Source organism: Acidovorax sp. Root217, from assembly GCF_001428645.1.
GTDB lineage: Bacteria > Pseudomonadota > Gammaproteobacteria > Burkholderiales > Burkholderiaceae_C > Acidovorax.
Genome location: NZ_LMIH01000012.1, coordinates 714,516 through 736,469, shown reverse-complemented (window position 1 = coordinate 736,469; position 21,954 = coordinate 714,516). Strand labels below are relative to the sequence as shown.

Below are 21,954 nucleotides of genomic sequence, written 5' to 3'. Positions count from 1 at the left end.
GGAACGCGAAAAAGAGTGTCACAGCCTGTGAAGAGGCGGGCCTGCATTTGGTTCCCGAAAACCACGCAGTACCAGGGCTGTTCGCCGCGCCAGGTCAGCGCGCGCGCTCCAATGCACCGACGAAAAGGCGCAGCGTCTGCATGGGCACCTCACCGACGGCCGTCACCCAGGCATCGGAGGCCATGCGCTGGCCCAGCATCTGCGTGGCGCCCACACTGCCCAACTGGCCTTGTGCGCCATGCCGTTTCACATCGAAGGGCTCGATGAACAACGACACAGTCGCCAGGCCATCGGAGTACAGGCACTGCAGCACCGGCAACGCCTCTGCGGGCCCCGCAGCCGCCAGCCTCTTGTGGCAGCTTTGCGGCACAAAGCCGGCCACCGGCTGGCGCATGCGCCAACCCTCTTCCAGCGCCGTGGTCTTCACCGCCGCAGGGGCAATCACCTTGTAGCCCGATACGTCGTCCATCATGCGCGAAAGCTTGTCCAGAGGCACGGTGGCATTGAGGTCGAGTTCGGAAAAGGCCGCCTGCTCCAGCACCCGGCCATCGGTCGCCAGGGTCTGCAACTTGACCACCAGGCCCGACTCCTTTTCGCTCCAGATGCGGTAGCCGAAACGCAGGGGATCCAGCGGCTTGAACCAGACCACGTCCGCATCCAGGCCGGCCACGCGCTCCTGGCCCAGCACCTGGGCCTCATAGTGCCTGGCCAGGGACGTGCCCTGCACCGACGGCAACTGCGGGAACAGCCCGCGCGCGTCACCGCGCTCGGTGCGCACCGTGCGCTCCTCTGGCAAGAAGGTGCGCACTTCACCGTCGCGCCGGAACACCTTGCGCGGCGTGCCGCTCAGGCCATCCACCCGCTCCAGTTGCTGCTTGCCGTCACAGGCATTCCAGATGCGCGAGCTGAACATCGCGCCCGAGGAGGACAGCACCACGAAGGTACCGACATAGGGGCGATTGCGGGGCGCCTGGTGCATGCGCTCTATCCACTGGCCGATGTCGCGCACGGGACTCACCGGAGACAGGGGCGGCAACGCGGACGCTACCGAACTCTGCGCAGACTGCGCATGCGCTGGAGCAGGCCACAAGCCAGCGCACAGCCACAAGGCCAGGCCAGCGATCGCAGCACGCCGCCACACCCGTGCGGCGGCATGCGCCAGGGCAAAGTCAGAGATCCATCCCATTGTGGCGCGTCAGGTCAGGCAAATTCAGCGGCTGGGCGTGGCAAAGGTGGCATTGCGCAGGAAGCCCGCAGGCATCTGCAGCGCGGACGTGCTGCCAAACTGCTTGTGGGCCGCCAGGAGCTCGTCCAGGCGCGGATCGCGGATCATCACCTGCTGGCCTTCGTTCTCGGCCACGGCGATCATGGAGCCCGACTGCGTGACACCCTGCGGTGCCGGAGCAGTCTGGATCACAGGCGCTCCCACAGAAGCCATCTGGGCCCCCGAAACCCCGCTGCCGCCCTGCAGCATGCCGACGGAAGACCACCCGATGGCCGCCACGGCAGCCAGCGAGGCCACCCCCGCCACCATCTTCCAGCGAAACACCGAGGCATTGGCCGCAGGCAACCGGGCTTGCGCCACCACACCCAGGGCCGGTTCGGGTACCAACGCGGCCGGGCGCCGCACCGGCGCCTCCTGGGCCATCTGTTCGCGCAGGCGCGAGAGCAGCACATTGCCACTGTCGGCACGCGCCAGCTCGTTCGAGCGCAGCACATCACCCACCAGGTGGTAGAGCTGCCATGTGGCCAGCCCTTCGTCATCGCCTGTGCAGGCGATGGCATCCGCAAACGCATCGCCATGCAACTGGCCATCGGCCAACGCCGAAATCTGTTCGCGCTTCGTCGTCATCACATCATTGTTCATGGTCTCACCTGCATATCCGTCACCAGACACTGCTTTACCCTTGCCGTACACCGCACCATCACCACCTTTTGCCCGTCTGGTTTTCCAGCATCGGGCGCACGCGGGCCGAAATCGCCTCCCGCGCGCGGAAAATACGCGACCGCACCGTGCCAATGGGGCAGCCCATGGCAGCAGCGATCTCTTCGTAACTGAGCCCCTCGATCTCGCGCAGCGTCACTGCCTGGCGCAAATCCTCGGGCAGCGCCTCCATGGCAGCATTTACCGCCTGGGCGATTTCCTGGGCAGCCAGCACCGTTTCAGGGGTCTCGTCGCTGGTTAGTTCATGCCCGACACGAGAAGTTTCATCTTCATCGTCAGAGCCCCTCAAGGCATTTTCTGAAATCACCGGGTTGCGCTTCATGTCCATCAGCGCCTTCTTGGCGGTATTGACGGCAATCCGGTACAGCCAGGTATAGAACTGGGCGTCGCCCCGGAACTGGTGCAAGGCCCGGTAGGCGCGGATGAAGGTTTCCTGCGCGATGTCCGGGATGATGTCGGTGTCGCGCACCATGCGGCCGATCAGGCGCTCGATACGGCGCTGGTACTTGATGACCAGCAGCTCGAACGCCCGCTGATCGCCCGCCACCGCGCGCTCCACCAGGAGAAGATCGCTGTTGTCGGGTGTGGGAGGCGGCGTTTGGGCTGTCATCGAATCTCTGGGTTCACGCCTCTCGGCTGTGGATCGGCGCGAACTCTCCGGCACTCACAGTGCCCGTTCCGGCGCGCGAATATACCGCACGGCGCAGATCGGTCCACCGCTCGGGCTGCTGGCGGCTCTCCAGCCATAGCCAGAAGCGCTGACGGCCTTGCGCCTCCTGGACGCATACCCACAAGTGGCCTTGCAGGTCCCACTGCACCTCTGGAGCACCTTGCAGCATCACCGGCGAGGTTCCTGGAAGCAACGCATCCAGCCACCACTGCTGGCCATCCCAATGCAACTCTCCGCAAAACTGGCCCAGCCACCAGTGCCAGGCACCTGCCACGGCGGCCAGCCAGGCGCTCGAACCGGCCAGTGCAGGGATCAGCCCCTGCCCGGCCCCCAGCAGCCACCAGGCCCAAAGCACCGCAGCACCGGCCAGCGCCACGGCGGCCAGCACAGCGCCCACGGCGCGGCTGCGCCGCACGGGCAAGCGCACGGCAGGGGCCTGGCGCGCCATGGAATTCATGGAAAGGAGGGGGAATGCAGGTGCATCATCGTCCTGCAGTTTGCCGCAAACAGCATGCCAGTACCCGCAAGGGCACTGGCATCAAGCCGTCAAACCCGCTTGAATACCAGGGAACCGTTGGTCCCGCCGAAGCCGAAGTTGTTCTTGAGCGCATAGTCCATCTTCACATCACGGGCCGTGTTGGCGCAGTAATCGAGATCGCACTCGGGATCCTGGTTGAACAGGTTGATGGTCGGCGGCACCTTCTGGTGGTGCAGTGCCAGCACGGTGAACACGCTTTCGATCCCGCCCGCCCCGCCGAGCAGGTGGCCCGTCATCGACTTGGTGGAACTGATCACCGTCTTGTATGCGGCTTCGCCGAGGGCCGCCTTGATGGCATTGGTCTCGTTGAGGTCGCCCAGGGGTGTGGAGGTTCCGTGCGCGTTCAGGTAACCCACATCGCCGGGATTGATGCCGGCATTGCGCATGGCGCTGATCATGGCGCGACGCGGGCCGTCCATGTTCGGCGCGGTCATGTGCCCGGCATCGGCACTCATGCCAAAGCCGCTGAGCTCGGCATAGATCTTGGCGCCACGGGCCTTGGCGTGCTCGTACTCTTCGAGCACCAGCACCCCCGCACCCTCACCCAGCACGAAGCCGTCACGGTCCTTGTCCCAGGGGCGCGACGCCGTCTTGGGGTCATCGTTGCGGGTGGACAGCGCACGCATCGCGGCAAAGCCACCAATGCCCAACGGGGACACCGTCGATTCCGTACCGCCAGCGACCACCACATCGGCATCGCCGTACTCGATCATGCGCCCGCCTTCGCCAATGCAGTGCAGGCCCGTCGTGCAGGCGGTCACCACCGCCAGGTTCGGGCCCTTGAAGCCAAAACGCATGGACACATGGCCCGCCACCATGTTGATGATGGATGCCGGCACGAAGAACGGCGTGATACGCCGTGGTCCGCGGTTGGTCAGCTCGGCATGGGTGTCCTCGATCAGCGGCAGGCCGCCGATTCCGGATCCGATCACGCAGGCGATGCGCGTGGCGAACTCGTCGTCCAGCGCCTCTCCGGTGGGCAGCCCGGCATCCTGTATGGCCTGCGCTGCCGCGACAATGCCGAAATGGATGAAGGCGTCCATCGCGCGCGCGTCCTTGGCGCTGATGTACGACTCCAGGTCAAGCCCCTTGACCTCCCCTGCGATCTTGCAGGAAAAGTTCGACGCATCGAACTTGGTGATGAGGTCAATGCCGGAATTTCCAGCGAGGACATTGGCCCAGGCATCGGCCACCGTGTTTCCCACGGGGCTGACGCAACCCAGGCCGGTCACGACAACGCGACGACGGCTCATGCGTAAAAACCTTCTGCTGATCGCTCAAGTCAGGCGCAGTGCGCCGGCTCAGGCCTTCTGATGGGTGTTGGCGTAATCGATGGCGTTTTGCACCGTCGTGATCTTCTCGGCGTCTTCGTCAGGGATCTCGATGCCGAACTCGTCTTCCAAGGCCATCACCAGTTCCACGGTGTCGAGCGAGTCGGCACCGAGGTCTGCCACGAAGGCCTTTTCATTGGTGACTTGGGACTCTTCCACACCGAGTTGTTCGGCAATGATTTTTTTGACGCGTGCTTCGATATCGCTCATGGTTTCCCTCTGGGGGTTGTGAATGAATCCGCGATTCTAGCCGCTTAAGGAGAAGCCCCTCAGCAGCCCGCCGTCCGGATGAACCGGCGTTATCTTTCAATAATTACATGTACATGCCGCCATTGACATGCAACTCCTGCCCGGTCACATAGCCCGCTTCGCGAGATGCGAGGTAGGCGACCGCGTGTGCGATGTCCGAAGGCTTGCCAAGGTGACCCAAAGCGATCTGCGTTTGCAGGGCTTTTTGCTGCTCTTCGGGCAGGCCGGCGGTCATGTCGGTCTCGATGAATCCAGGGGCCACGCAGTTCACCGTGATGCTGCGGCTGCCCAGTTCACGCGCCAATGCGCGCGTCATGCCGGCCACGCCGGCCTTGGCGGCCGCGTAGTTGGCCTGGCCTGGGTTGCCCGATGCACCGACCACGCTGGTGATGCTGATGATGCGCCCGAAGCGCTGCTTCATCATGGGACGGATGGCGGCGCGGCTCACGCGAAAGACCGCCTTGAGGTTGGTGTCCAACACCGCATCCCAATCGTCGTCCTTCATGCGCATGGCCAGGGTGTCGCGCGTGATGCCGGCGTTGTTCACCAGCACGTGCAGGCCACCCTGCTGTTTCACGATGGCATCGATGGTGGCCTCGATGGCCGCACCGTCGTTCACGTTCAGATTGACCCCTTTGGAGCCCGGGTAGGCCGCCAGGGCCGCCGAAATGCGGGCAGCGCCGTCATCGGTAGTGGCCGTGCCGACCACCTGGTAGCCGCGCACGGCCAGCTCCAGCGCGATCGCCGCGCCAATGCCGCGCGATGCGCCAGTGACCAGGGCCACCTGGGTGGGTTGAACAGAATCCGTCATGCCAGCAACTCCCGTGCTTCGGCCAGCGAGGCCGTGTCAAATACTGCAGCACCGACCAACTCGGGGTCGATGCGCTTGGTCAGACCCGCCAGCACCTTGCCGGGGCCACACTCCACAATGTGCGTCACGCCGCGCGCCTTGAGCGCCTGCACGCACTCCACCCAGCGCACGGCGCCAAAGGCCTGGCGCACCAAGGCGTCGCGGATCGCGTCGGCATCGCTGTGCACTGCCACATCCACGTTGTTGACCACGGGAATGGCGGGCGCCGCCAGCACCACCGCAGCCAGGGCCTCGCGCAGCTTGTCGGCTGCGGGCTTCATCAGGCTCGAATGGAAAGGCGCCGACACCGGCAGCAGCAGCGCACGCTTGGCGCCGCCGGCCTTGAGCACCTCGCAGGCCTTGTCCACCGCCGCCTTGGTACCGGCGATCACGGTCTGGATGGGGTCGTTGAAATTCACGGCCTCCACCACCTCGGCGCTGCCAGGGCCAAATGTGGCCACCGCTTCGGCGCAACCGGCGATGACCTTGGCCGCATCCATGCCAAGAATGGCCGCCATGGCACCGGTACCCACAGGCACAGCCTCCTGCATGGCGGCAGCGCGCAGACGCACCAGGGGCGCAGCCTGCGACAGCGTCAGCACACCTGCCGCAACCAGCGCCGAATACTCACCCAGCGAGTGCCCAGCCAGCGCGACGGGCGCCGCACCACCCTCGGCACGCCACACGCGCCATGCCGCCACACCGGCGGCCAACATCACAGGCTGCGTGTTGGTGGTCAGGGCCAGCGCCTCCTTGGGGCCTGCCTTGATCAAAAGGGCAATGTCCTCGCCCAGGGCATCCGAGGCCTCACGCAGGGTCTCGGCAACCGCAGGGTGGCCACCCCAGCCATCGAGCATGCCGACCGACTGCGAGCCCTGCCCGGGAAAAACAAATGCAAATGACTTCATGCCAGCACAGATAGATAAGAGGAATCGGGTTCTGCAGGCCGCCCAAAAGGCGGCGGGCTACAGCTTCAGGAGCACGGCACCCCAGGTGAATCCACCGCCCACGCCTTCCAGCAGCAGCGTTTCACCCTTCTTGACCTGCCCGCTGCGCACCGCATGGTCGAGCGCCAGGGGAATCGACGCTGCCGAGGTGTTGCCATGCTGGTCCACCGTGACCACCACCTTGTCCATCGACAGCTTGAGCTTGCGGGCCGTGCCCTGCATGATGCGGATGTTGGCCTGGTGGGGGATCAGCCAGTCCACATCGGCTTCGGTCATGCCCGCCTTGGCCAGCGCGGCATGGGCGGCCTTTTCCAGCACGCCCACGGCCAGCTTGAACACGGCCTGGCCGTCCATCTTGAGCACCGGGTCGCCCAGCACCTGGCCACCCGAGACATTGCCCGGCACGCACAGGATGCCGACATGCTTGCCATCGGCATGCAGGTCGCTCGACAGGATGCCGGGCGTCTCGGACGCCTCCAGCACCACGGCACCGGCACCATCACCGAACAGCACGCAGGTGGTCCGGTCCTTGAAGTCGAGGATGCGGCTGAAGACTTCGGCGCCAATCACCAGGGCACGGTTCGCCGCGCCGGTCTGGATCATCGAATCGGCTACGGCCAATGCATAGACGAAACCGCTGCACACGGCCTGCACATCGAACGCCGGGCAGCCATTGGCACCCAGCTTGTGCTGCAGGATGCAAGCGACCGAGGGAAACACCATGTCCGGCGTGGACGTGGCGACGATGATCAGGTCGATGTCCTGCGCTTGCAGGCCCGCAGCCTGCAAGGCATTGCGAGCTGCTTCGAGACCCAGGTCGCTGGCCGTCACATCAGAGGCGGCGAAATGCCGCGCCCGGATCCCCGTGCGCTCAACGATCCACTCGTCCGAGGTTTCGATGCCAGCGCGGGCCAACTCGGCCACGAGGTCGGCATTCGTGAGCCGGCGCGGTGGCAGATAGCTGCCAGTGCCGGTGATGCGGGAATAGCGTCTCATTAATGTGTCGTCGTCGCCGCAGCAGGCCTGGGCTGGGCATCGGCAGGGGCCAGGAGCGGCGCCGCATGCGCAATCCGGGTCCGGACACGGTCGAGCAGGTTGTTGCGGGCTGCATCATACGCCCGGTTCAAGGCCTGCTCGAAGGCCATGGCATCGGCCGAGCCATGGCTCTTGAACACCAGTCCGCGCAACCCCAAAAGTGCCGCGCCGTTGTAGCGCCGATAATCCATGCGGATCATGAGCGCCTTTAGCACCGGATAGGCAACGATAGCAGCAGCTTTTGTGAAAATGTTGCGAGAAAACTCATTTTTGAGCCCTCCTATCACCATCGCAGCCACCCCTTCGCTGGCCTTGAGCGCCACGTTGCCGACAAATCCGTCACAGACCACGATGTCCACCGTGCCCTTGAAGATGTCATTGCCTTCGACGTTGCCGTAGAAATTGAGATCGCCCGCTTCGGCAGCAGATCTCAGCAGTTCACCCGCTTTTTTGATGACTTCGCTGCCTTTGATGATCTCTTCACCAATATTGAGCAACCCAACGGTGGGCTCGCCGCCATCATCGCGCAAGGCAGACACCAGGGCCGAACCCATCACCGCAAACTGCAGCAGATGCTCTGCCGAGCAGTCCACATTGGCACCCAGGTCGAGCACCGTGGTGGCGCGCCCCTGGTTGTTGGGCAATTGGGTGGCAATGGCAGGCCGGTCGATGCCGTCCAGGGTCTTGAGCAGATAGCGCGCAATGGCCATCAGGGCACCGGTGTTGCCAGCAGAAACCGCCGCTCCCGCAGTTCCATCCTTGACTTGCTGGATGGCCACGCGCATGGAAGAGTCTTTTTTGCGGCGCAGGGCCACCTCGACCGGATCGTCCATGGCCACCACCTCGGTGGCGGGGACGATGGTGGCGCGGTCATGGGAAAAATCCTTCAGGCTGTCCGCCAGGCCGACCAGCAGCAAGCGGGCATCCGGGTGATTGCCAAGGAACTGACGGCACGCCGCGAGCGTGACGCGGGGGCCGTGATCGCCCCCCATGCAGTCAACAGCCAGTGTGATCATGGGCGACTTGTCCGGCCAACTGCGCTGGCCGGAAGATGGATACAACGGTCAAAACAAAGGCCCGCGCTACAGAATCCGTAGCTACGGGCCTTTGAAGGGTACTGAAGATCAGGCTTCAGACTTGTTTTTGAGCACCTGGCGGCCGCGGTAGAAACCGTTGGGGCTGATGTGGTGGCGCAGGTGGGTTTCGCCGGTGGTGGGCTCCACTGCAATGCCTGGCACATTCAGGGCATTGTGCGAGCGGTGCATACCGCGCTTGGAAGGGGACTTTTTGTTTTGCTGAACGGCCATGATGGCTCCTGGTCTTAAATAGGTTGGTAAATACGCGATGAGCCCATAGAAGACACGAGGGGATTCGCGCGAAGCCCTCGATTATATCCCAAATGGATTCAGTGTCCCTTGCGGTCTTTCTTGAGGCCTGCCAACGCTGCAAAAGGATTGGGCTTGTCGGCGCTTGCCGCCTCGAAGTCATCGTCCGTCGATGCCAGCGGCACAGCCGTCGGGCACTCGTCATGCTTGGGCACCACGGGCAGCGCCATGAGCAATTCGTCCTCGATCAACTCGTGCAGGTCGAACTCACGGGTCATTGCCAGCAAGTCCTCTTCACTCTCGTCGTCGAGGGCTTCGGCGGTAGCCTCGTCGGCCACGAAGCGAAACGCGCGGTCCACCTCCAGCAGCACATCCACCGGCGTGAGGCAGCGCTGGCACTCCATGGGAAAGGACGCACGCACCTTGAGCACCAGCCACACCTGGCCTGCGCCGCCAAGCGCCGTGCGCACCTCTCCCTGCGCCTGCCAGTCCACCAGCAGGTCGGGGTGCAGCCCCCGGGCCTCCTGGGCCAGGCGCTCATACTTCAAAAGGGAATCATGGCCGGCCAGGCGCGCGCCGGCCAAAGCAAACGCTTTGACGTCGAGCCGGTCCACTGAGAATTCCTTGGTCATGGCGGCAGTGTAAGAGAATCAGCGAATGCATCAATCCCCTGCCCTGCAACGCCCTGTGGTATTGGGCTCCACCTCGCGCTACCGCCGCGAACTGCTCTCGCGCCTGAACCTGCCTTTCGAGGTCGCCTCTCCCGATGTGGACGAAACCCCCAGCGCGGGCGAGGCCCCGCGCGATCTGGCTTTGCGCCTGGCTTTGGCCAAGGCCCGGGCCGTGGCACATCTTTATCCCGAGGCCGTGGTCATCGGCTCCGACCAGGTGGCCGACCTGGCCGGCCAGCCGCTGGGCAAGCCCGGCACCCACGAGCGCGCCGTTCAGCAGCTGCGCCAGATGCGCGGACAGACAGTCATCTTCCAGACCGCCGTGGCCACCGTGTGCCAGGCCAGCGGCTTCGAGCAGGTGGACATCGCCCCCGTGGAAGTGCGCTTTCGCGACCTGTCGGACGACGAAATCGAGCGCTACCTGCGCGCCGAGCAGCCCTACGACTGCGCCGGCAGCGCCAAGAGCGAAGGCCTGGGCATCGCCCTGCTCGACGCCATCCACAGCGACGACCCCACAGCCCTCATCGGCCTGCCGCTGATCCGCACCTGCCGCATGCTGCGCGCTGCCGGAGTGGTTCTGCCATGAGCACCCGCCCCGCCACCCCCACGGATGCACCATCAGGCGCCGCCGCCAGCGGCACGCTGTACCTGGTACCCGCCCCCCTCGACTTCGGCTGCGAGGTGGAAGCCCCCCTGCAGGACGCCCTGCCCGCCGGCACCCTGCAGCAGGCCGCGCAGCTCACCCACTGGATCTGCGAGAACGCCAAGAGCACCCGCGCATATTTGAAGCGCATCGATGCCCTGCACCCACTGGCAACACCTCTGCAGCAGCAACAGATCACCGAGCTACCACGCGAGGTGCACAAGAAAGGCGACCACGGCGACAAGGGCTCCGCCACGTTCGACGCCAAGCCCCTGCTGACCCCGGCACTGGCTGGCCACGCCATGGGCCTGGTCAGCGAGGCCGGCATGCCGGCGGTGGCCGACCCGGGATCGTCCGTGGTGCGCGCCGCGCACGACCTGGGCATTCTCGTGGTGCCACTGGTCGGCCCAGTCTCGCTGCTATTGGCGCTGTCCGCAAGCGGCCTGAACGGCCAGAGCTTTGCCTTTGCCGGCTACCTGCCACAGGACGGGCAGGAACGCACGCAGCGCATCCGCGAGCTCGAATCCCTGGCCCTCAAGACCGGCCAGACCCAGCTGTTCATCGAGACGCCCTACCGCAACCCCGCGCTCTGGCAGGCCCTGGTGCAGACCCTTCAGCCCCACACCCGCCTGGCACTGGCCAGTGGCCTGACGCTGCCCAGCGCCCAGATCCGCAGCCAGCTCGTGCGCCAGTGGCGCGCCCACCCCCTGGTACCCAGCAACCGCACCCCCATCGTGTTTGCCCTGGGCCGCTGAGCCCGCTCCATGCCATGCAAAGCCTCTCAGCAGCCCTTCTGCTCCTTGCCCTGGGCACCTGTGCCACGGGCGCACACGCCATCGTCCGCTGCGAATTCAACGGCAAGAGCGTCAACCCGTCCAACGGCGCCGAGACCGCGGGCCTGACCGGCTTGCTGCGCTGCCGCGACGAAAACACCGGCCAGCTGCAGCGCGAGCAGGAACTCAAGGACGGCAAGTACCTGGGCCGGGAGCGCTTTTTCGACCGCGAAGGCAAGCTCACGCGCGAGCGCAGCGTGAACGAGCGCGGCAACAGCCAGGGCCGCGTGGCCGAGTTCTGGCCCAACGGACAGCTCAAGCGCGAGGAATTCGCCGAGAACGGCAGCACGGTCGGGGCAGTGCGCCGCTTCGATGCCAATGGCCGGCCCGAACGCCTTTCTTTCCATACGGGAGGGCAGGAGCAGTTCGTCATCGAATACAACGCTACCGGCCAGCCCACGCGGCTGCAGTGCCCGCGCGCCAGCGTCCTGCCCGAAGACCGCAAGCCCTGCGGCTTCGAAGGCGCTGCGGACACCCCGCTGTATACCAGTGCTGGCACCAAGGCCGGCCAGGTGCGCTACGACCAGGGCCGGCTGCTGCTGTCCACCGAATGGACGAGCGATGGCGTGGTGGCGCAGCAGATGCTCTACGAGGAAGGGCGGCGCGTGCACCGCAGCTTTTTCACCGAAGGCGGCAAGAGCGTGCTGCGCGAAGAGCGCATCTTCACGCCAGATGAGCAGCGCTTCCTGCGCGACACGCGCGGCCCGCTGCACAGCCTGCGCCGTTTTGGCAGCACGGGCCAGCTGATCGAACAGCATGGCTATGCCGATAGGCGCGAAGTGCTGCTTGAGCGCTGGTACCTCAACGGGGCAGCACGCGAACGCTCGACGATGACCGGCATCGGGGAGTCCACCCGCATCCAGCGCGAACTGCGCGATGACGAGGGCCGGCTCACGCGCCGGGAACTGCTCACCGAACAGCAGCAGCGCACCGGCATTCAGCAGCAGTTCCACGCCAATGGCCGCGTGGCCCAGGAAGACCGATACACGGCACCGGACAACCGGGGCCGCACGCGGCTGGAAGCGCGCAAGCAGTGGGACGAATCCGGCAAGCTGCTGGCCGACGACACCATCCTGGAAGACGGATCGCGCCAGCGCAAGGCTGGCGGACTGGATTCCTGATCAGCGCAGCTGCGGCCCGGCAGACATCATCGCCTTGGCGGCGCCGATGCCCATGGCCGCGCCGAAGCGCTTGGCCAGGCGCTCGGCTACGTTGTCACGGCGCGTGTAGTCGATGATCTCCTCGGCCTTGACCACCTCGCGCGCCACGTAGTCGAGGTTGCCGAGCTTGTCGGCCAGGCCCATCTCCACGGCCTGCTGGCCGGTCCAGAACAGGCCGCTGAAGGTTTCGGGCGTGACCTTGAGCCGGTCGCCCCGGCCAGCCTTCACCACGCCGATGAACTGCTGGTGGATCTGGTTGAGCATGGCCTGCGCGTATTCGCGCTGCTTTTCGGTCTGGGGGCTGAAGGGATCGAGGAACCCCTTGTTCTCGCCTGCCGTGAGCAGGCGGCGCTCGACACCGAGCTTTTCCATGATGCCGGTGAAGCCAAAGCCATCCATCAGCACGCCGATGCTGCCCACGATGCTGGCCTTGTCCACGAAGATTTCATCCGCCGCCGCAGCGATGTAATAGGCGGCCGAGGCACAGGTCTCCTCGACCACGGCATACACCGGCTTGTTGTACTTGGCCTTCAGGCGCACGATCTCGTCGTTGATGATGCCGGCCTGCACCGGGCTGCCGCCCGGCGAGTTGATCAGTAGCACCACGGCCTGAGAGCCTTCGTCCTCGAAGGCGCTGCGCATGGCGGCCACCACGAACTCGGCACTGGCCTCGGCACCCGAGGCGATCTCGCCCTTGATGTCCACCACCGCCGTGTGCGGCGTGCTCTTGCTCGCGCCGGTCGATGCCTGGCGCATGGCGCCCCAGGCCAGCGCAACGATCAGCAGCAACCAGGCAAAGCGGAAAAAGATCTTCCAGCGGCGGGCCGAGCGCTGCTCGCTGAGGGCCGCAAAGGCCAGCTTCTCCAGCGTGGCGCGCTCCCACCCAGGCTCCTGCACAGCCGCGCGGGCGCCGGACGGGGCGGCTGATTGCGACCACAGGTCCTGCGACGGGGGGAAATTCTTGTCGGAACCCGGGATTCCAGGCTGTTGGGGATCGGTCATTTCAGGCCTTTTGAGACACCATGCGGCCCTTGGCGGGCAGGCCGCCACAGGCAAATATGCAAAAAACAGGACGAGCCAGGGAACGCCCCTAAAACTCGACGGGCTGGAGGTTGTATGCAGTATGCCAGTGCACTGCACCATCGGACTCCGACAGGGCTATCTTCACCAGCCCGCCCCTGCACGGCCCGCCCGCGCACTGGCCCGTGTCGGGCAGGTAGGCCGCGCCATGCGTGGCGCACAGCAGCCAGTTGCCGGAATCGTCGAAAAACCGGTCGGGCTGGTAGTCCATCTCCATCGCCACATGCGTGCAGCGGTTGAGGTAGGCATGCGGCGCCCCGCTGTAGCGAATGGCAAAGGCCCTGCAGGTCTGGCCCGCGTATTTCACATCAAAGGGCACCGCCAGCCCGCCATCCACCAGATCGGCGCTGTTGCACAAGGGAATGGAGGCAGGCTCGGCAGTGCTCATGGGAGGACAACGGCAGTGGCAGATGAAGAAAGTGACCGATGAAGAGGCTATCCGTTGGCCCGCAGCCAGTCGTGCAGCTCGCGCACCGAATGCGCCACGGCCAGCGGCTGCAGCACGTGGAAGGCGTCGGGCTCGTGCGCCCCATAGCTCACGCCCACGCTGGCACAGCCGGCGTTGAGCGCCATCTGCAGGTCGTGCGTGGTGTCGCCGATCATGAGCACGCGCTCGGGCAGCACGTCGAACTCAGCCATCAGCTCCTGCAGCATCAGCGGGTGGGGCTTGCCGGCCGTCTGGTCGGCCGTGCGCGAACCGTCGAACACGCCCTTGAGGTCCTTGGAATGCAGCACATCGTCCAGGCCGCGCCGGCTCTTGCCCGTGGCCACCGTGATCAGGTGCCCGGCATCGCGCAGGTCGGCCAGCATCGGCAGCACGCCCTCGAACAGGCTCAGGTCGTCCTGGTGTTGCACATAGTGAAAACGGTAGCGATTGGCCAGCTCCGGGTACTTTTCGGGCGGCACGTCGGGCGCGGCATGGGCCAGCGCCTGCATCAGGGCCATGCCGATCACGTACGAGGCCGCCTGGTCCGTGGGCACGGTGCCGCCCACGTCCTTCACGGCCGCCTGGATGCAGCGCACGATGATCTGCGTGGAGTCGAACAGGGTGCCATCCCAGTCAAAGGCAATCAGGTCGAAACGGCGGGGGCGGGACGTGGGACGCATGGGGCAAGGCACTCAGGCAGAGGGTACGAAATCGGCCAGCTCGGGCGGCAGTGGGGCGTTGAGCGCCACGCGCTCGCCACTGGCCGGGTGGTTGAACTGTAACCGCCACGCGTGCAGGAACATGCGCCGCATGCCCAGCTTCTGCAAGCGTTTGTTCAACTCGAAATCGCCGTACTTGTCGTCACCGACGATGGCGTGGCCCTGGCTCGCCAAGTGCACCCGGATCTGGTGCGTGCGCCCGGTCTTGATCGTCACCTCCAGCAGCGTCATGGCCGGCAGGCCCTGTTCCTGGCGCGCCGGCACGGCCTGGCGCACCTTGACCAGGGTGATCGAGCGCATGCCGTCAGGGTCGTCGGCCGTGGTCACGCGCACGCGGCGCTCGCCATCGGCCTGCAAATACTTGTGCAGTGGCAGGTCGATGACCTTGTTGCTGGCGGTCCACACCCCGGTGACCAGCGCCAGGTAGGTCTTGCCGGTTTCGCGCTCGCGGAACTGGTCCTGCAGGTGGGTGAGCGCCGAGCGCTTCTTGGCCACCAGCAAAATGCCCGAGGTGTCCCGGTCCAGCCGGTGCACCAGCTCCAGGAACTTCGCGGTGGGTCGCGCCTGGCGCAGCTGCTCGATCACGCCAAAGCTCACCCCGCTGCCGCCATGCACGGCCACACCCGCAGGCTTGTCGATTGCGATCACGTGCTCATCTTCGAGCAGGATGGGGAATTCGCGCGCGGGCGCAGGCCGCTCGGCCTTCTCGGCCACCTTCTCGGAGATGCGCACGGGCGGCAGGCGCACCAGATCGCCCGCTTCCACGCGGGTATCGGCGCTGGCGCGGCCCTTGTTGATGCGCACCTCGCCGCTGCGGATGATGCGGTAGACATGCGTCTTGGGCACGCCCTTGAGGTGGCGTATCAAAAAGTTATCGAGGCGCTGGCCTGCAGAGTCCTCATCGACCTCGACGAGCCGGGCGGCGGGCGGGTTGGAAGCCGGGGCGGGGCCGGACGGCGGTTTGCCCCCTATAATGTGTTTCACCTGCGCGTTGCTGTGTAAGTGGTTGATTTGTCTGGAGTTTAGTCCACGCGATCACAACACGGGCGCAGGCAGGTCGATGCCAGCGGGTGTCGCCCACGCAGATTGCAGGCCAGATGCCTGCAATGGCCTGGGTGCCAGCCGGCGGGCTGACAGATTGAAACACTGATACGGAATCCCCCAAGCTGGCAGATGCGCCCCACCAGGGCAGGGTCTGTCAGCGGATCGAAGCGAGCATGTGGTTGTTGATGGCTTGGATTGTGACCTTGTGGCGGTGGCGCATGCCCCTGGCCATGCGCGCGCAATTGCCTGCAACGACCGTCCGGCCAGCGCAACCAGCCACCTTGTTCGTGGCAAAACTGCGCCTCTCCCACTCGCCCCCTTCCATGCGCCCCTGCCTTTCGCTGCCGCGCTAACGCGCGGCAGGCTTTCGGCATCCCCGGCAATTCCCTTCGTTTCGATGCGTCAGTCCAGGCATTCACAGCTCCTGTAGAGCTTGTTCATTGTTTTGGAACTGCGGGTGGCAGCCCGCTGCAGCTGTGTTGGCTGCGCCGCTGCCCTCCGCGAAACACAAGAAGGAAACGCATCATGAAGCGGATGCTCATCAACGCCACGCAGCCCGAAGAGCGGCGCCTGGCCATCGTCGACGGACAAAAGCTCCTCGACTACGAGATCGAGATCGAAGGGCGCGAACAGCGCAAGGGCAACATCTACAAGGCCGTCGTCACACGCGTCGAGCCCTCGCTGGAGGCCTGCTTCGTCGACTACGGCGAAGACCGCCACGGCTTCCTGCCGTTCAAGGAAATCTCGCGCAGCTACTTCGCCCCGGGCGTCTCGCCCAGCCAGGCGCGCATCAATGAAGTGATCCGCGAAGGCCAGGAACTGCTGGTCCAGGTCGAAAAGGAAGAGCGCGGCAACAAGGGCGCGGCCCTGACCACCTTCGTCTCGCTGGCCGGCCGCTACGTGGTGCTGATGCCCAACAACCCCCGTGGCGGTGGCGTTTCGCGCCGCATCGAGGGCGAGGACCGCGCCGAGCTCAAGGAGGCGATGGACCAGTTGGAGTACCCCAATGGCATGTCCATCATCGCGCGCACCGCCGGCATCGGCCGCACCGCGCCCGAGCTGCAGTGGGACCTGAACTACCTGCTCAAGCTGTGGAACGCCATCGACGGCGCGGCCAAGGGTGGCAAGGGCGCCTTCCTGATCTACCAGGAATCGAGCCTCGTCATCCGCGCGATCCGCGATTACTTCAACAACGACATCGGTGACATCCTCATCGATACCGACGACATCTACGAACAGGCGCAGCAGTTCATGGCGCACGTCATGCCCGAGCATGCCGCCCGCGTGAAGCGCTACCGCGACGACGCCGCCCTGTTCAGCCGCTTCCAGATCGAGCACCAGATCGAATCGGCCTACGCCCGCACCGTGCAACTGCCCTCGGGCGGCGCCATCGTGATCGACCACACCGAAGCGCTGGTCAGCGTGGACGTGAACTCGGCCCGCGCCATCAAGGGCGGCGACATCGAGGAAACCGCCACGCGCACCAACCTGGAAGCCGCCGACGAAGTGGCCCGCCAGATGCGCCTGCGCGACCTGGGCGGCCTGATCGTGATCGACTTCATCGACATGGAGGAGAGCAAGAACCGCCGCGAAGTGGAAAACCGCCTGCGCGACGCGCTGCGCCAGGACCGCGCCCGCGTGCAGTTCGGCACCATCAGCAAGTTCGGCCTCATGGAAATGAGCCGCCAGCGCCTGAAGCCCGCGCTGTCCGAAGGCTCGTCCATCCCCTGCCCACGCTGCGGCGGCTCGGGCCACATCCGCGACACCGAATCCTCGGCGCTGCAGATCCTGCGCATCATCCAGGAAGAGTCGATGAAGGACAACACGGCCGCCGTGCACTGCCAGGTGCCGGTGGAAGTGGCTTCGTTCCTGCTGAACGAAAAGCGCACCGAAATCGCCAAGATCGAGCTCAAGCAACGCGTGGCCGTGCTGATGGTTCCCAACAAGACGCTGGAAACCCCCAACTACCGCCTGGAACGCCTGAAGCACGACGACCCGCGCCTGGACCACATCGAAGCCAGCTACAAGCTCGCCGAAGAAGTGGAAGACCCCACGGCCGTGACGCGCCGCTCGCAGGAGCCCACCAACAAGCAGACCCCGGTGATCAAGGGCGTGCTGCCCGACGCACCGGCACCGCAGGTCGAGCCCCGCCCCGAAGGCGCGGCCCGCCCACCGCGCGCCGGCCAGGGCCAGCGCCCTGCGGCCACGCCAGTTGCTGCGCCCACGCCCGCACCGGCACCCGCTGCGGCAGCGCCTGCTGCACCTCAGGAGCAAGGGATTCTTGCCTTCATCAAGGGCTTGTTCGGCTTTGGTGGCGCACCGGCGGCAGCACCTGCACCGGTGGCGGCCCCTGCACCAGCAGCCGCACCCGCCGCGGAAACCACCGCCCGCGAACCCCGCCGTGATGGCCGCGGCGAAGGCCGTGGCGGACGCCGCAGCAACCGCGATGCGCCCGGCCGCAGCGATGGCCAGCGCGAAGGTGGCGGCCGTGAAGGCGGCAACCGCGATGGCGCCACAGAAGGACGTGGCCGCCGTGGCGAACGCCCGGCCGAAGGCCGTGCACCCCGCGACGCCGAAGTCCAGGGCAGCCGCCCACCGCGCGAAGGCGGCGAGCGCCGCCCCGAGGGTGAAGGCCGCGAGGGACGTGAAGGACGCGGCGGCCGCAACGGCCGTGGTGGCCGCAACGACAGCGAAGGCCGCAACCAGGCCAATGGCGCCGCCCTGAATGGCGAGCAGGCAGCGGCAGTCGCCGGTGCCCAGGTGGAAGGCCCGATCGGCAGTGGCGCCGACGCCGCCGCCGGCCAGGCACCGCGCAGTGAACGTGGCGAGCGCGGCCCCCGCCGCGAGCGCGGCGACGGCACCGGCCGCCGCGAACGTGGCGAGCGTGCGCCCCGCAACGCCGAGGGCACGGAAGCCGCTGCACCGGCAGGCGACTTTGCCGACACCTCGCCGCTGGCGCTGCTGCCTGATCTGGACCTGACGGGCAACGAGTCCGCAGCCGCAGGCACTGAAGAGCAGCGCCGTGAGCGCCGCTCGCGCGACCGCTATGGCCGTGACCGCCGTGAACGCGGTGAGCGCGGTCCACGCGATGGCGCCGAAGCTGCCGCAGCACCGGCAGCCCCCCTGCTGGACTTCGATACCTCGAATGTACCGGCCACAGCAACGGCCGAGCCCCAGGACGAGCCACCACGCCGCAGCTACTTCAGCGCAGCAGCCCCTGCTGCCGCCACCGAAGCCGCAGCGCCCGTGGCGGCACCTGTCGCGGCTCCAGTGCAAGAGAGCGCCCCGGCCCCTGTGGCCGTCGCTCCCGTCGCACCGGCCCCGGCTCCTGCTGCTGCACCGGTCGTGGCAGCCCCCGCACCGGTGGTACAGGCCCCCGCCCCCATAGCAGCACCTGTGGCAGCACCGGTAGCGGCCCCTGCGCCTGCAGCCGCCGCCCCCGTGGCAGCGCCGGCCCCCGCAGCGGGTCTGCCCCGTGTGCAGGCGTTCACGCTGCCACTGGATGCGCTGCAGCAGGTCGCCGAATCGTCGGGCCTGCAGTGGGTGAACTCCGATGCCGCAAAGATCGCTGCCGTGCAGGCCGCCATCGCGGCAGAACCCAAGCCCATCCATGTGCCGCGCGAGCGTCCACCCGTGGTGGTGGCCGATGAGGGCCCGCTGGTGCTGGTGGAAACCCGCCGCGACCTCTCGGCGATGAAACTCCCCTTCGAGCAGCCTCCAGCGGCTTGATGCGGTGAGCGCGCAAGAAGGCGGCCTCGGCCGCCTTCTTGCTTTTTGGGCCCCGCCTTTGCGCTGGCGCACGGCCGATGCCGGTATCCTTGCGGCCACGACCTCGGTGTCTCACTTTCCTTCTGTTCGACCTCGACGAACCACCACGCCTCCATGCTGTTCCTGCTGTCTCCCGCCAAATCGCTGGACTATGAAACCCCGCTGCCGCCGGACATGCCGCACACGCTGCCGCAGTTCGTGGCCCAATCCACGGCCCTGATCAAGGTGCTGCGCGAGAAGTCGCACCAGGACATCGCCACACTGATGTCGCTGAGCGACCCGCTCGCGGCCCTGAATGTGGCGCGCTACCAGGCCTTCAGGCCGCGCTTCACCGCCGCCAACTCGCGCCAGGCCCTGCTGGCATTCAACGGCGACGTCTATGAAGGCCTGAATGCGCGCACGCTGGACAGCGAAGACCTGCAATGGGCGCAGGACCATGTGTGCATTCTGAGCGGCCTGTACGGCATGCTGCGCCCGCTGGACCGGATGCAGCCCTACCGCCTGGAAATGGGCACACGCCTGGCCACCGATGCCGGCAGCAACCTCTACCAGTTCTGGGGCAGCCGCATCGCGGAGCACCTGAACAAGCGCTTGCGGGCCGACACCACGCCGGTGGTGGTGAACCTCGCCTCGCAGGAGTATTTCAAGGTGGTGGACACCAAGGCCCTCAAGGCGCGCGTGGTCGAATGCGTGTTCGAGGACTGGAAGGGTGGCACCTACAAGATCATCAGCTTCCACGCCAAGCGCGCACGCGGGCTGATGGCGCGCTACGCCGTGACCCACCGCCTTGCGACCCCGCATGCCCTCCAGGGCTTTGACCTGGAGGGCTACACTTTTGCTCCCGCCGCCTCAGAACCCGAGCGCCTGGTGTTCCGGCGCAAGACCAACGAGTGAGATCTGCCATGGCATCGTCTTCCGAACAGTCGCCGTCCACCGCAACCACCGCCGCAGCGGCACGCCAGGCCATCACGCCCGAGCTGCGCCGCTGGATCATCGAGCAGGCCGAGGCCGGCTTTGCCGCACCCGTGGTGCTGCAGTCCATGCGCGATGCCGGCTGGAACGAGGACACAGCCGCCGAGGCGCTGGAAATCACGCTGCAGGACCACCTCAACGCGCTTGCCGAGCAGCAGGGCCAGCCGTCCGCCGTGAAGGTGCCCGAGCCCCTGATGGGTGAATCGCCCGCCCAGATCGATGCCGGCGACCGCATGGTGAGCATTCTGCTGGCGATGGCCAAGCCGCGCATCGTGGTCTTCGGCAACCTGCTCTCGCCGGAAGAGTGCGATGCCCTGATCGCCGCTGCCGAGCCGCGCATGGCGCGCTCGCTCACGGTGGCCACCAAGACCGGCGGCGAGGAAGTCAACGACGACCGCACCAGCGACGGCATGTTCTTCCAGCGCGGCGAAAATCCCGTGGTGCAGCGCATCGAGGAGCGCATCGCCCGCCTGCTGGACTGGCCGATCGAGAATGGCGAGGGCCTGCAGGTGCTGCACTACCGCCCCGGCGCCGAATACAAGCCGCACTACGACTACTTCGACCCGGGCGAGCCCGGTACCGCGACCATCCTCAAGCGCGGCGGCCAGCGCGTGGGCACCCTGGTGATGTACCTCAACACGCCCGAAAAAGGCGGCGGCACCACCTTCCCCGACGTGCATGTCGAAGTCGGCCCGCAGCGCGGCAATGCCGTGTTCTTCAGCTACGAGCGCGCAGCGCCCTCCACCCGCACCCTGCACGGCGGCGCGCCCGTGATCGCCGGCGAGAAGTGGATTGCCACCAAGTGGCTGCGCGAACGCGAATTCAAGTAACCAAAGGCCTGCCGCCAGTCCTGCGGGCACGCCGCAGGCTCGCCACCAAGGGATCCCTCCATGAACGACAACACCCCCGAAAAATCCCAGTTGGGCAAGGCCTCGGCCTATGTGGACCAGTACGATGCCTCGCTGCTGTTCCCCATCCCGCGCGCGGGCAAGCGCGCCGAGATCGGCGTCACCACCGCACCGCCCTTTTTCGGCGCCGACCTGTGGACAGCGTTCGAGCTGTCGTGGCTCAACCAGCGCGGCAAGCCGCAGGTGGCCCTGGCGCACATCACCATCCCCTGCGAAACGCCGAACATCGTCGAGAGCAAGTCGTTCAAGCTCTACCTCAACAGCTTCAACAACACGCGCTTTGCTGATGCCTCCGAGGTGCAGGCACGCATCCGTGCCGACGTGAGCGAGGCCGTGTGGCGCGGAGCTGAACACCCGGCCACCGTGGGCGTGCGGCTGCTGCTGCCAGAACTGTTTGACCAGGAACCCGTGCACGAGCTCGACGGCCTGAGCCTGGACCGCCTGGACGTGGAGTGCACCCACTACCAGCCTGCGCCGCAGTTGCTGCATGCCGTGCACGACGAGCCCGCCGTCACCGAAGTGCTCACCAGCAACCTGCTCAAGAGCAACTGCCTGGTGACCGGCCAGCCCGACTGGGGCAGCGTGCAGATCCGCTACACCGGTGCCCCCATCGACCAGGAAGGCCTGTTGCAGTACCTGGTGAGCTTTCGCAACCACAACGAGTTCCACGAGCAGTGCGTGGAGCGCATCTTCATGGACCTGTGGACGCGCTGCAAGCCGCTCAAACTCACGGTCTACGCGCGCTACACACGCCGCGGCGGCCTGGACATCAACCCGCTGCGCACCAGCCACCCGCAGGCCCTGCCGGGCAACGTACGCACGGCAAGGCAGTGACTCCC

The 21,954-nt window shown here is 66.2% G+C and carries 23 protein-coding genes; 7 read left to right on the top strand and 16 right to left on the bottom strand.

Features of this window, described 5'->3' with window-relative positions:
• Positions 1–94 precede the first annotated feature (94 nt).
• The 12 genes from ASE31_RS13415 to ASE31_RS13360 all read right to left on the bottom strand — a co-directional run bounded on the left by ASE31_RS13415 (position 95) and on the right by ASE31_RS13360 (position 9,522).
• Positions 95–1,018, bottom strand: a complete 924-nt coding sequence (locus ASE31_RS13415) for a MucB/RseB C-terminal domain-containing protein (protein ID WP_235514442.1) — start codon at positions 1,016–1,018, stop codon at positions 95–97.
• 192 nt (positions 1,019–1,210) lie between these two features.
• On the bottom strand, positions 1,211–1,867 hold the full coding sequence (locus ASE31_RS13410) for a sigma-E factor negative regulatory protein (RefSeq protein WP_057202103.1): 657 nt from the start codon (positions 1,865–1,867) through the stop codon (positions 1,211–1,213).
• 58 nt (positions 1,868–1,925) lie between these two features.
• A complete protein-coding gene (gene rpoE / locus ASE31_RS13405; RefSeq protein WP_057202102.1) occupies positions 1,926–2,555 on the bottom strand; it encodes an RNA polymerase sigma factor RpoE in 630 nt (209 codons plus the stop codon).
• A 13-nt stretch (positions 2,556–2,568) separates the two neighbouring features.
• Positions 2,569–3,072, bottom strand: coding sequence for a hypothetical protein (locus ASE31_RS13400; protein ID WP_157412462.1), 504 nt, complete (start codon positions 3,070–3,072; stop codon positions 2,569–2,571).
• 89 nt (positions 3,073–3,161) lie between these two features.
• Complete coding sequence (fabF, locus tag ASE31_RS13395) at positions 3,162–4,406, bottom strand: beta-ketoacyl-ACP synthase II (RefSeq protein WP_057202100.1); 1,245 nt, start codon at positions 4,404–4,406, stop codon at positions 3,162–3,164.
• A 48-nt stretch (positions 4,407–4,454) separates the two neighbouring features.
• Positions 4,455–4,694, bottom strand: coding sequence for an acyl carrier protein (gene acpP, locus ASE31_RS13390; RefSeq protein ID WP_003058049.1), 240 nt, complete (start codon positions 4,692–4,694; stop codon positions 4,455–4,457).
• A gap of 103 nt (positions 4,695–4,797) precedes the next feature.
• On the bottom strand, positions 4,798–5,544 hold the full coding sequence (fabG, locus tag ASE31_RS13385) for a 3-oxoacyl-ACP reductase FabG (RefSeq protein ID WP_057202099.1): 747 nt from the start codon (positions 5,542–5,544) through the stop codon (positions 4,798–4,800).
• Entirely contained in the window at positions 5,541–6,491 is a 951-nt protein-coding gene (fabD, locus tag ASE31_RS13380; protein WP_057202098.1) for an ACP S-malonyltransferase, read from the bottom strand. The genes fabG and fabD overlap by 4 nt, the downstream gene beginning before the upstream one ends.
• A gap of 57 nt (positions 6,492–6,548) precedes the next feature.
• Positions 6,549–7,526, bottom strand: a complete 978-nt coding sequence (locus ASE31_RS13375; RefSeq protein WP_057202097.1) for a beta-ketoacyl-ACP synthase III — start codon at positions 7,524–7,526, stop codon at positions 6,549–6,551.
• Positions 7,526–8,581 carry a phosphate acyltransferase PlsX gene (gene plsX, locus ASE31_RS13370; RefSeq protein WP_057202096.1) on the bottom strand — a complete coding sequence of 352 codons (1,056 nt, stop codon included), beginning with the start codon at positions 8,579–8,581 and terminating at the stop codon, positions 7,526–7,528. Before plsX ends, ASE31_RS13375 begins: the two co-directional genes overlap by 1 nt.
• A gap of 108 nt (positions 8,582–8,689) precedes the next feature.
• Complete coding sequence (gene rpmF / locus ASE31_RS13365) at positions 8,690–8,872, bottom strand: 50S ribosomal protein L32 (RefSeq protein WP_005794249.1); 183 nt, start codon at positions 8,870–8,872, stop codon at positions 8,690–8,692.
• A 98-nt stretch (positions 8,873–8,970) separates the two neighbouring features.
• On the bottom strand, positions 8,971–9,522 hold the full coding sequence (locus tag ASE31_RS13360) for a DUF177 domain-containing protein (protein WP_057202095.1): 552 nt from the start codon (positions 9,520–9,522) through the stop codon (positions 8,971–8,973).
• Positions 9,523–9,547: 25 nt separating this feature from the next.
• Between ASE31_RS13360 and ASE31_RS13355 the strand changes: the two genes are divergently transcribed.
• From ASE31_RS13355 to ASE31_RS13345, 3 genes are read left to right on the top strand one after another with little or no spacing between them, the layout of a single operon-like run.
• On the top strand, positions 9,548–10,147 hold the full coding sequence (locus ASE31_RS13355; protein WP_057202094.1) for a Maf family nucleotide pyrophosphatase: 600 nt from the start codon (positions 9,548–9,550) through the stop codon (positions 10,145–10,147).
• A complete protein-coding gene (locus ASE31_RS13350) occupies positions 10,144–10,959 on the top strand; it encodes an SAM-dependent methyltransferase (RefSeq protein WP_057202093.1) in 816 nt (271 codons plus the stop codon). Before ASE31_RS13355 ends, ASE31_RS13350 begins: the two co-directional genes overlap by 4 nt.
• Before the next feature lie 14 nt (positions 10,960–10,973).
• On the top strand, positions 10,974–12,158 hold the full coding sequence (locus ASE31_RS13345; protein ID WP_082604138.1) for a toxin-antitoxin system YwqK family antitoxin: 1,185 nt from the start codon (positions 10,974–10,976) through the stop codon (positions 12,156–12,158).
• Here the strand turns inward: ASE31_RS13345 and ASE31_RS13340 are convergent, their stop codons facing one another.
• From ASE31_RS13340 to ASE31_RS13325, 4 genes are all read right to left on the bottom strand, one after another.
• The gene (locus tag ASE31_RS13340) at positions 12,159–13,199 is read right to left on the bottom strand and encodes a S49 family peptidase (RefSeq protein WP_057202092.1); all 1,041 of its coding nucleotides are present in this window, start codon (positions 13,197–13,199) and stop codon (positions 12,159–12,161) included.
• Positions 13,200–13,287: 88 nt separating this feature from the next.
• Positions 13,288–13,665 (bottom strand): Rieske 2Fe-2S domain-containing protein, encoded by a 378-nt coding sequence (locus ASE31_RS13335; RefSeq protein WP_057202091.1) that lies wholly within the window; start codon positions 13,663–13,665, stop codon positions 13,288–13,290.
• Positions 13,666–13,712: 47 nt separating this feature from the next.
• Positions 13,713–14,384 carry an HAD family hydrolase gene (locus tag ASE31_RS13330; RefSeq protein WP_057202090.1) on the bottom strand — a complete coding sequence of 224 codons (672 nt, stop codon included), beginning with the start codon at positions 14,382–14,384 and terminating at the stop codon, positions 13,713–13,715.
• A 12-nt stretch (positions 14,385–14,396) separates the two neighbouring features.
• Positions 14,397–15,407 (bottom strand): RluA family pseudouridine synthase, encoded by a 1,011-nt coding sequence (locus tag ASE31_RS13325; protein WP_057202089.1) that lies wholly within the window; start codon positions 15,405–15,407, stop codon positions 14,397–14,399.
• Between the two features lie 585 nt (positions 15,408–15,992).
• Here ASE31_RS13325 and ASE31_RS13320 point away from each other — a divergent pair.
• The 4 genes from ASE31_RS13320 to queF all read left to right on the top strand — a co-directional run bounded on the left by ASE31_RS13320 (position 15,993) and on the right by queF (position 21,949).
• On the top strand, positions 15,993–19,196 hold the full coding sequence (locus tag ASE31_RS13320; RefSeq protein WP_057202088.1) for an Rne/Rng family ribonuclease: 3,204 nt from the start codon (positions 15,993–15,995) through the stop codon (positions 19,194–19,196).
• Between the two features lie 153 nt (positions 19,197–19,349).
• Positions 19,350–20,129, top strand: a complete 780-nt coding sequence (yaaA, locus tag ASE31_RS13315) for a peroxide stress protein YaaA (RefSeq protein WP_057202087.1) — start codon at positions 19,350–19,352, stop codon at positions 20,127–20,129.
• 8 nt (positions 20,130–20,137) lie between these two features.
• The gene (locus ASE31_RS13310) at positions 20,138–21,037 is read left to right on the top strand and encodes a 2OG-Fe(II) oxygenase (RefSeq protein WP_057202086.1); all 900 of its coding nucleotides are present in this window, start codon (positions 20,138–20,140) and stop codon (positions 21,035–21,037) included.
• A gap of 60 nt (positions 21,038–21,097) precedes the next feature.
• Positions 21,098–21,949 (top strand): NADPH-dependent 7-cyano-7-deazaguanine reductase QueF, encoded by an 852-nt coding sequence (gene queF / locus ASE31_RS13305; protein ID WP_057202085.1) that lies wholly within the window; start codon positions 21,098–21,100, stop codon positions 21,947–21,949.
• Positions 21,950–21,954 lie beyond the last annotated feature (5 nt).

Excerpts from the sequence above, each read along its gene's own strand:
- ASE31_RS13410 (WP_057202103.1), bottom strand. The coding sequence starts at position 1,867 with ATGAACAATGATGTGATGACGACGAAGCGCGAACAGATTTCGGCGTTG.
- rpoE (WP_057202102.1), bottom strand. The coding sequence starts at position 2,555 with ATGACAGCCCAAACGCCGCCTCCCACACCCGACAACAGCGATCTTCTC.
- ASE31_RS13400 (WP_157412462.1), bottom strand. The coding sequence starts at position 3,072 with ATGAATTCCATGGCGCGCCAGGCCCCTGCCGTGCGCTTGCCCGTGCGG.
- fabF (WP_057202100.1), bottom strand. The coding sequence starts at position 4,406 with ATGAGCCGTCGTCGCGTTGTCGTGACCGGCCTGGGTTGCGTCAGCCCC.
- acpP (WP_003058049.1), bottom strand. The coding sequence starts at position 4,694 with ATGAGCGATATCGAAGCACGCGTCAAAAAAATCATTGCCGAACAACTC.
- fabG (WP_057202099.1), bottom strand. The coding sequence starts at position 5,544 with ATGACGGATTCTGTTCAACCCACCCAGGTGGCCCTGGTCACTGGCGCA.
- fabD (WP_057202098.1), bottom strand. The coding sequence starts at position 6,491 with ATGAAGTCATTTGCATTTGTTTTTCCCGGGCAGGGCTCGCAGTCGGTC.
- ASE31_RS13375 (WP_057202097.1), bottom strand. The coding sequence starts at position 7,526 with ATGAGACGCTATTCCCGCATCACCGGCACTGGCAGCTATCTGCCACCG.
- plsX (WP_057202096.1), bottom strand. The coding sequence starts at position 8,581 with ATGATCACACTGGCTGTTGACTGCATGGGGGGCGATCACGGCCCCCGC.
- rpmF (WP_005794249.1), bottom strand. The coding sequence starts at position 8,872 with ATGGCCGTTCAGCAAAACAAAAAGTCCCCTTCCAAGCGCGGTATGCAC.
- ASE31_RS13360 (WP_057202095.1), bottom strand. The coding sequence starts at position 9,522 with ATGACCAAGGAATTCTCAGTGGACCGGCTCGACGTCAAAGCGTTTGCT.
- ASE31_RS13355 (WP_057202094.1), top strand. The coding sequence starts at position 9,548 with ATGCATCAATCCCCTGCCCTGCAACGCCCTGTGGTATTGGGCTCCACC.
- ASE31_RS13350 (WP_057202093.1), top strand. The coding sequence starts at position 10,144 with ATGAGCACCCGCCCCGCCACCCCCACGGATGCACCATCAGGCGCCGCC.
- ASE31_RS13345 (WP_082604138.1), top strand. The coding sequence starts at position 10,974 with ATGCAAAGCCTCTCAGCAGCCCTTCTGCTCCTTGCCCTGGGCACCTGT.
- ASE31_RS13340 (WP_057202092.1), bottom strand. The coding sequence starts at position 13,199 with ATGACCGATCCCCAACAGCCTGGAATCCCGGGTTCCGACAAGAATTTC.
- ASE31_RS13335 (WP_057202091.1), bottom strand. The coding sequence starts at position 13,665 with ATGAGCACTGCCGAGCCTGCCTCCATTCCCTTGTGCAACAGCGCCGAT.
- ASE31_RS13330 (WP_057202090.1), bottom strand. The coding sequence starts at position 14,384 with ATGCGTCCCACGTCCCGCCCCCGCCGTTTCGACCTGATTGCCTTTGAC.
- ASE31_RS13320 (WP_057202088.1), top strand. The coding sequence starts at position 15,993 with ATGAAGCGGATGCTCATCAACGCCACGCAGCCCGAAGAGCGGCGCCTG.
- yaaA (WP_057202087.1), top strand. The coding sequence starts at position 19,350 with ATGCTGTTCCTGCTGTCTCCCGCCAAATCGCTGGACTATGAAACCCCG.
- ASE31_RS13310 (WP_057202086.1), top strand. The coding sequence starts at position 20,138 with ATGGCATCGTCTTCCGAACAGTCGCCGTCCACCGCAACCACCGCCGCA.
- queF (WP_057202085.1), top strand. The coding sequence starts at position 21,098 with ATGAACGACAACACCCCCGAAAAATCCCAGTTGGGCAAGGCCTCGGCC.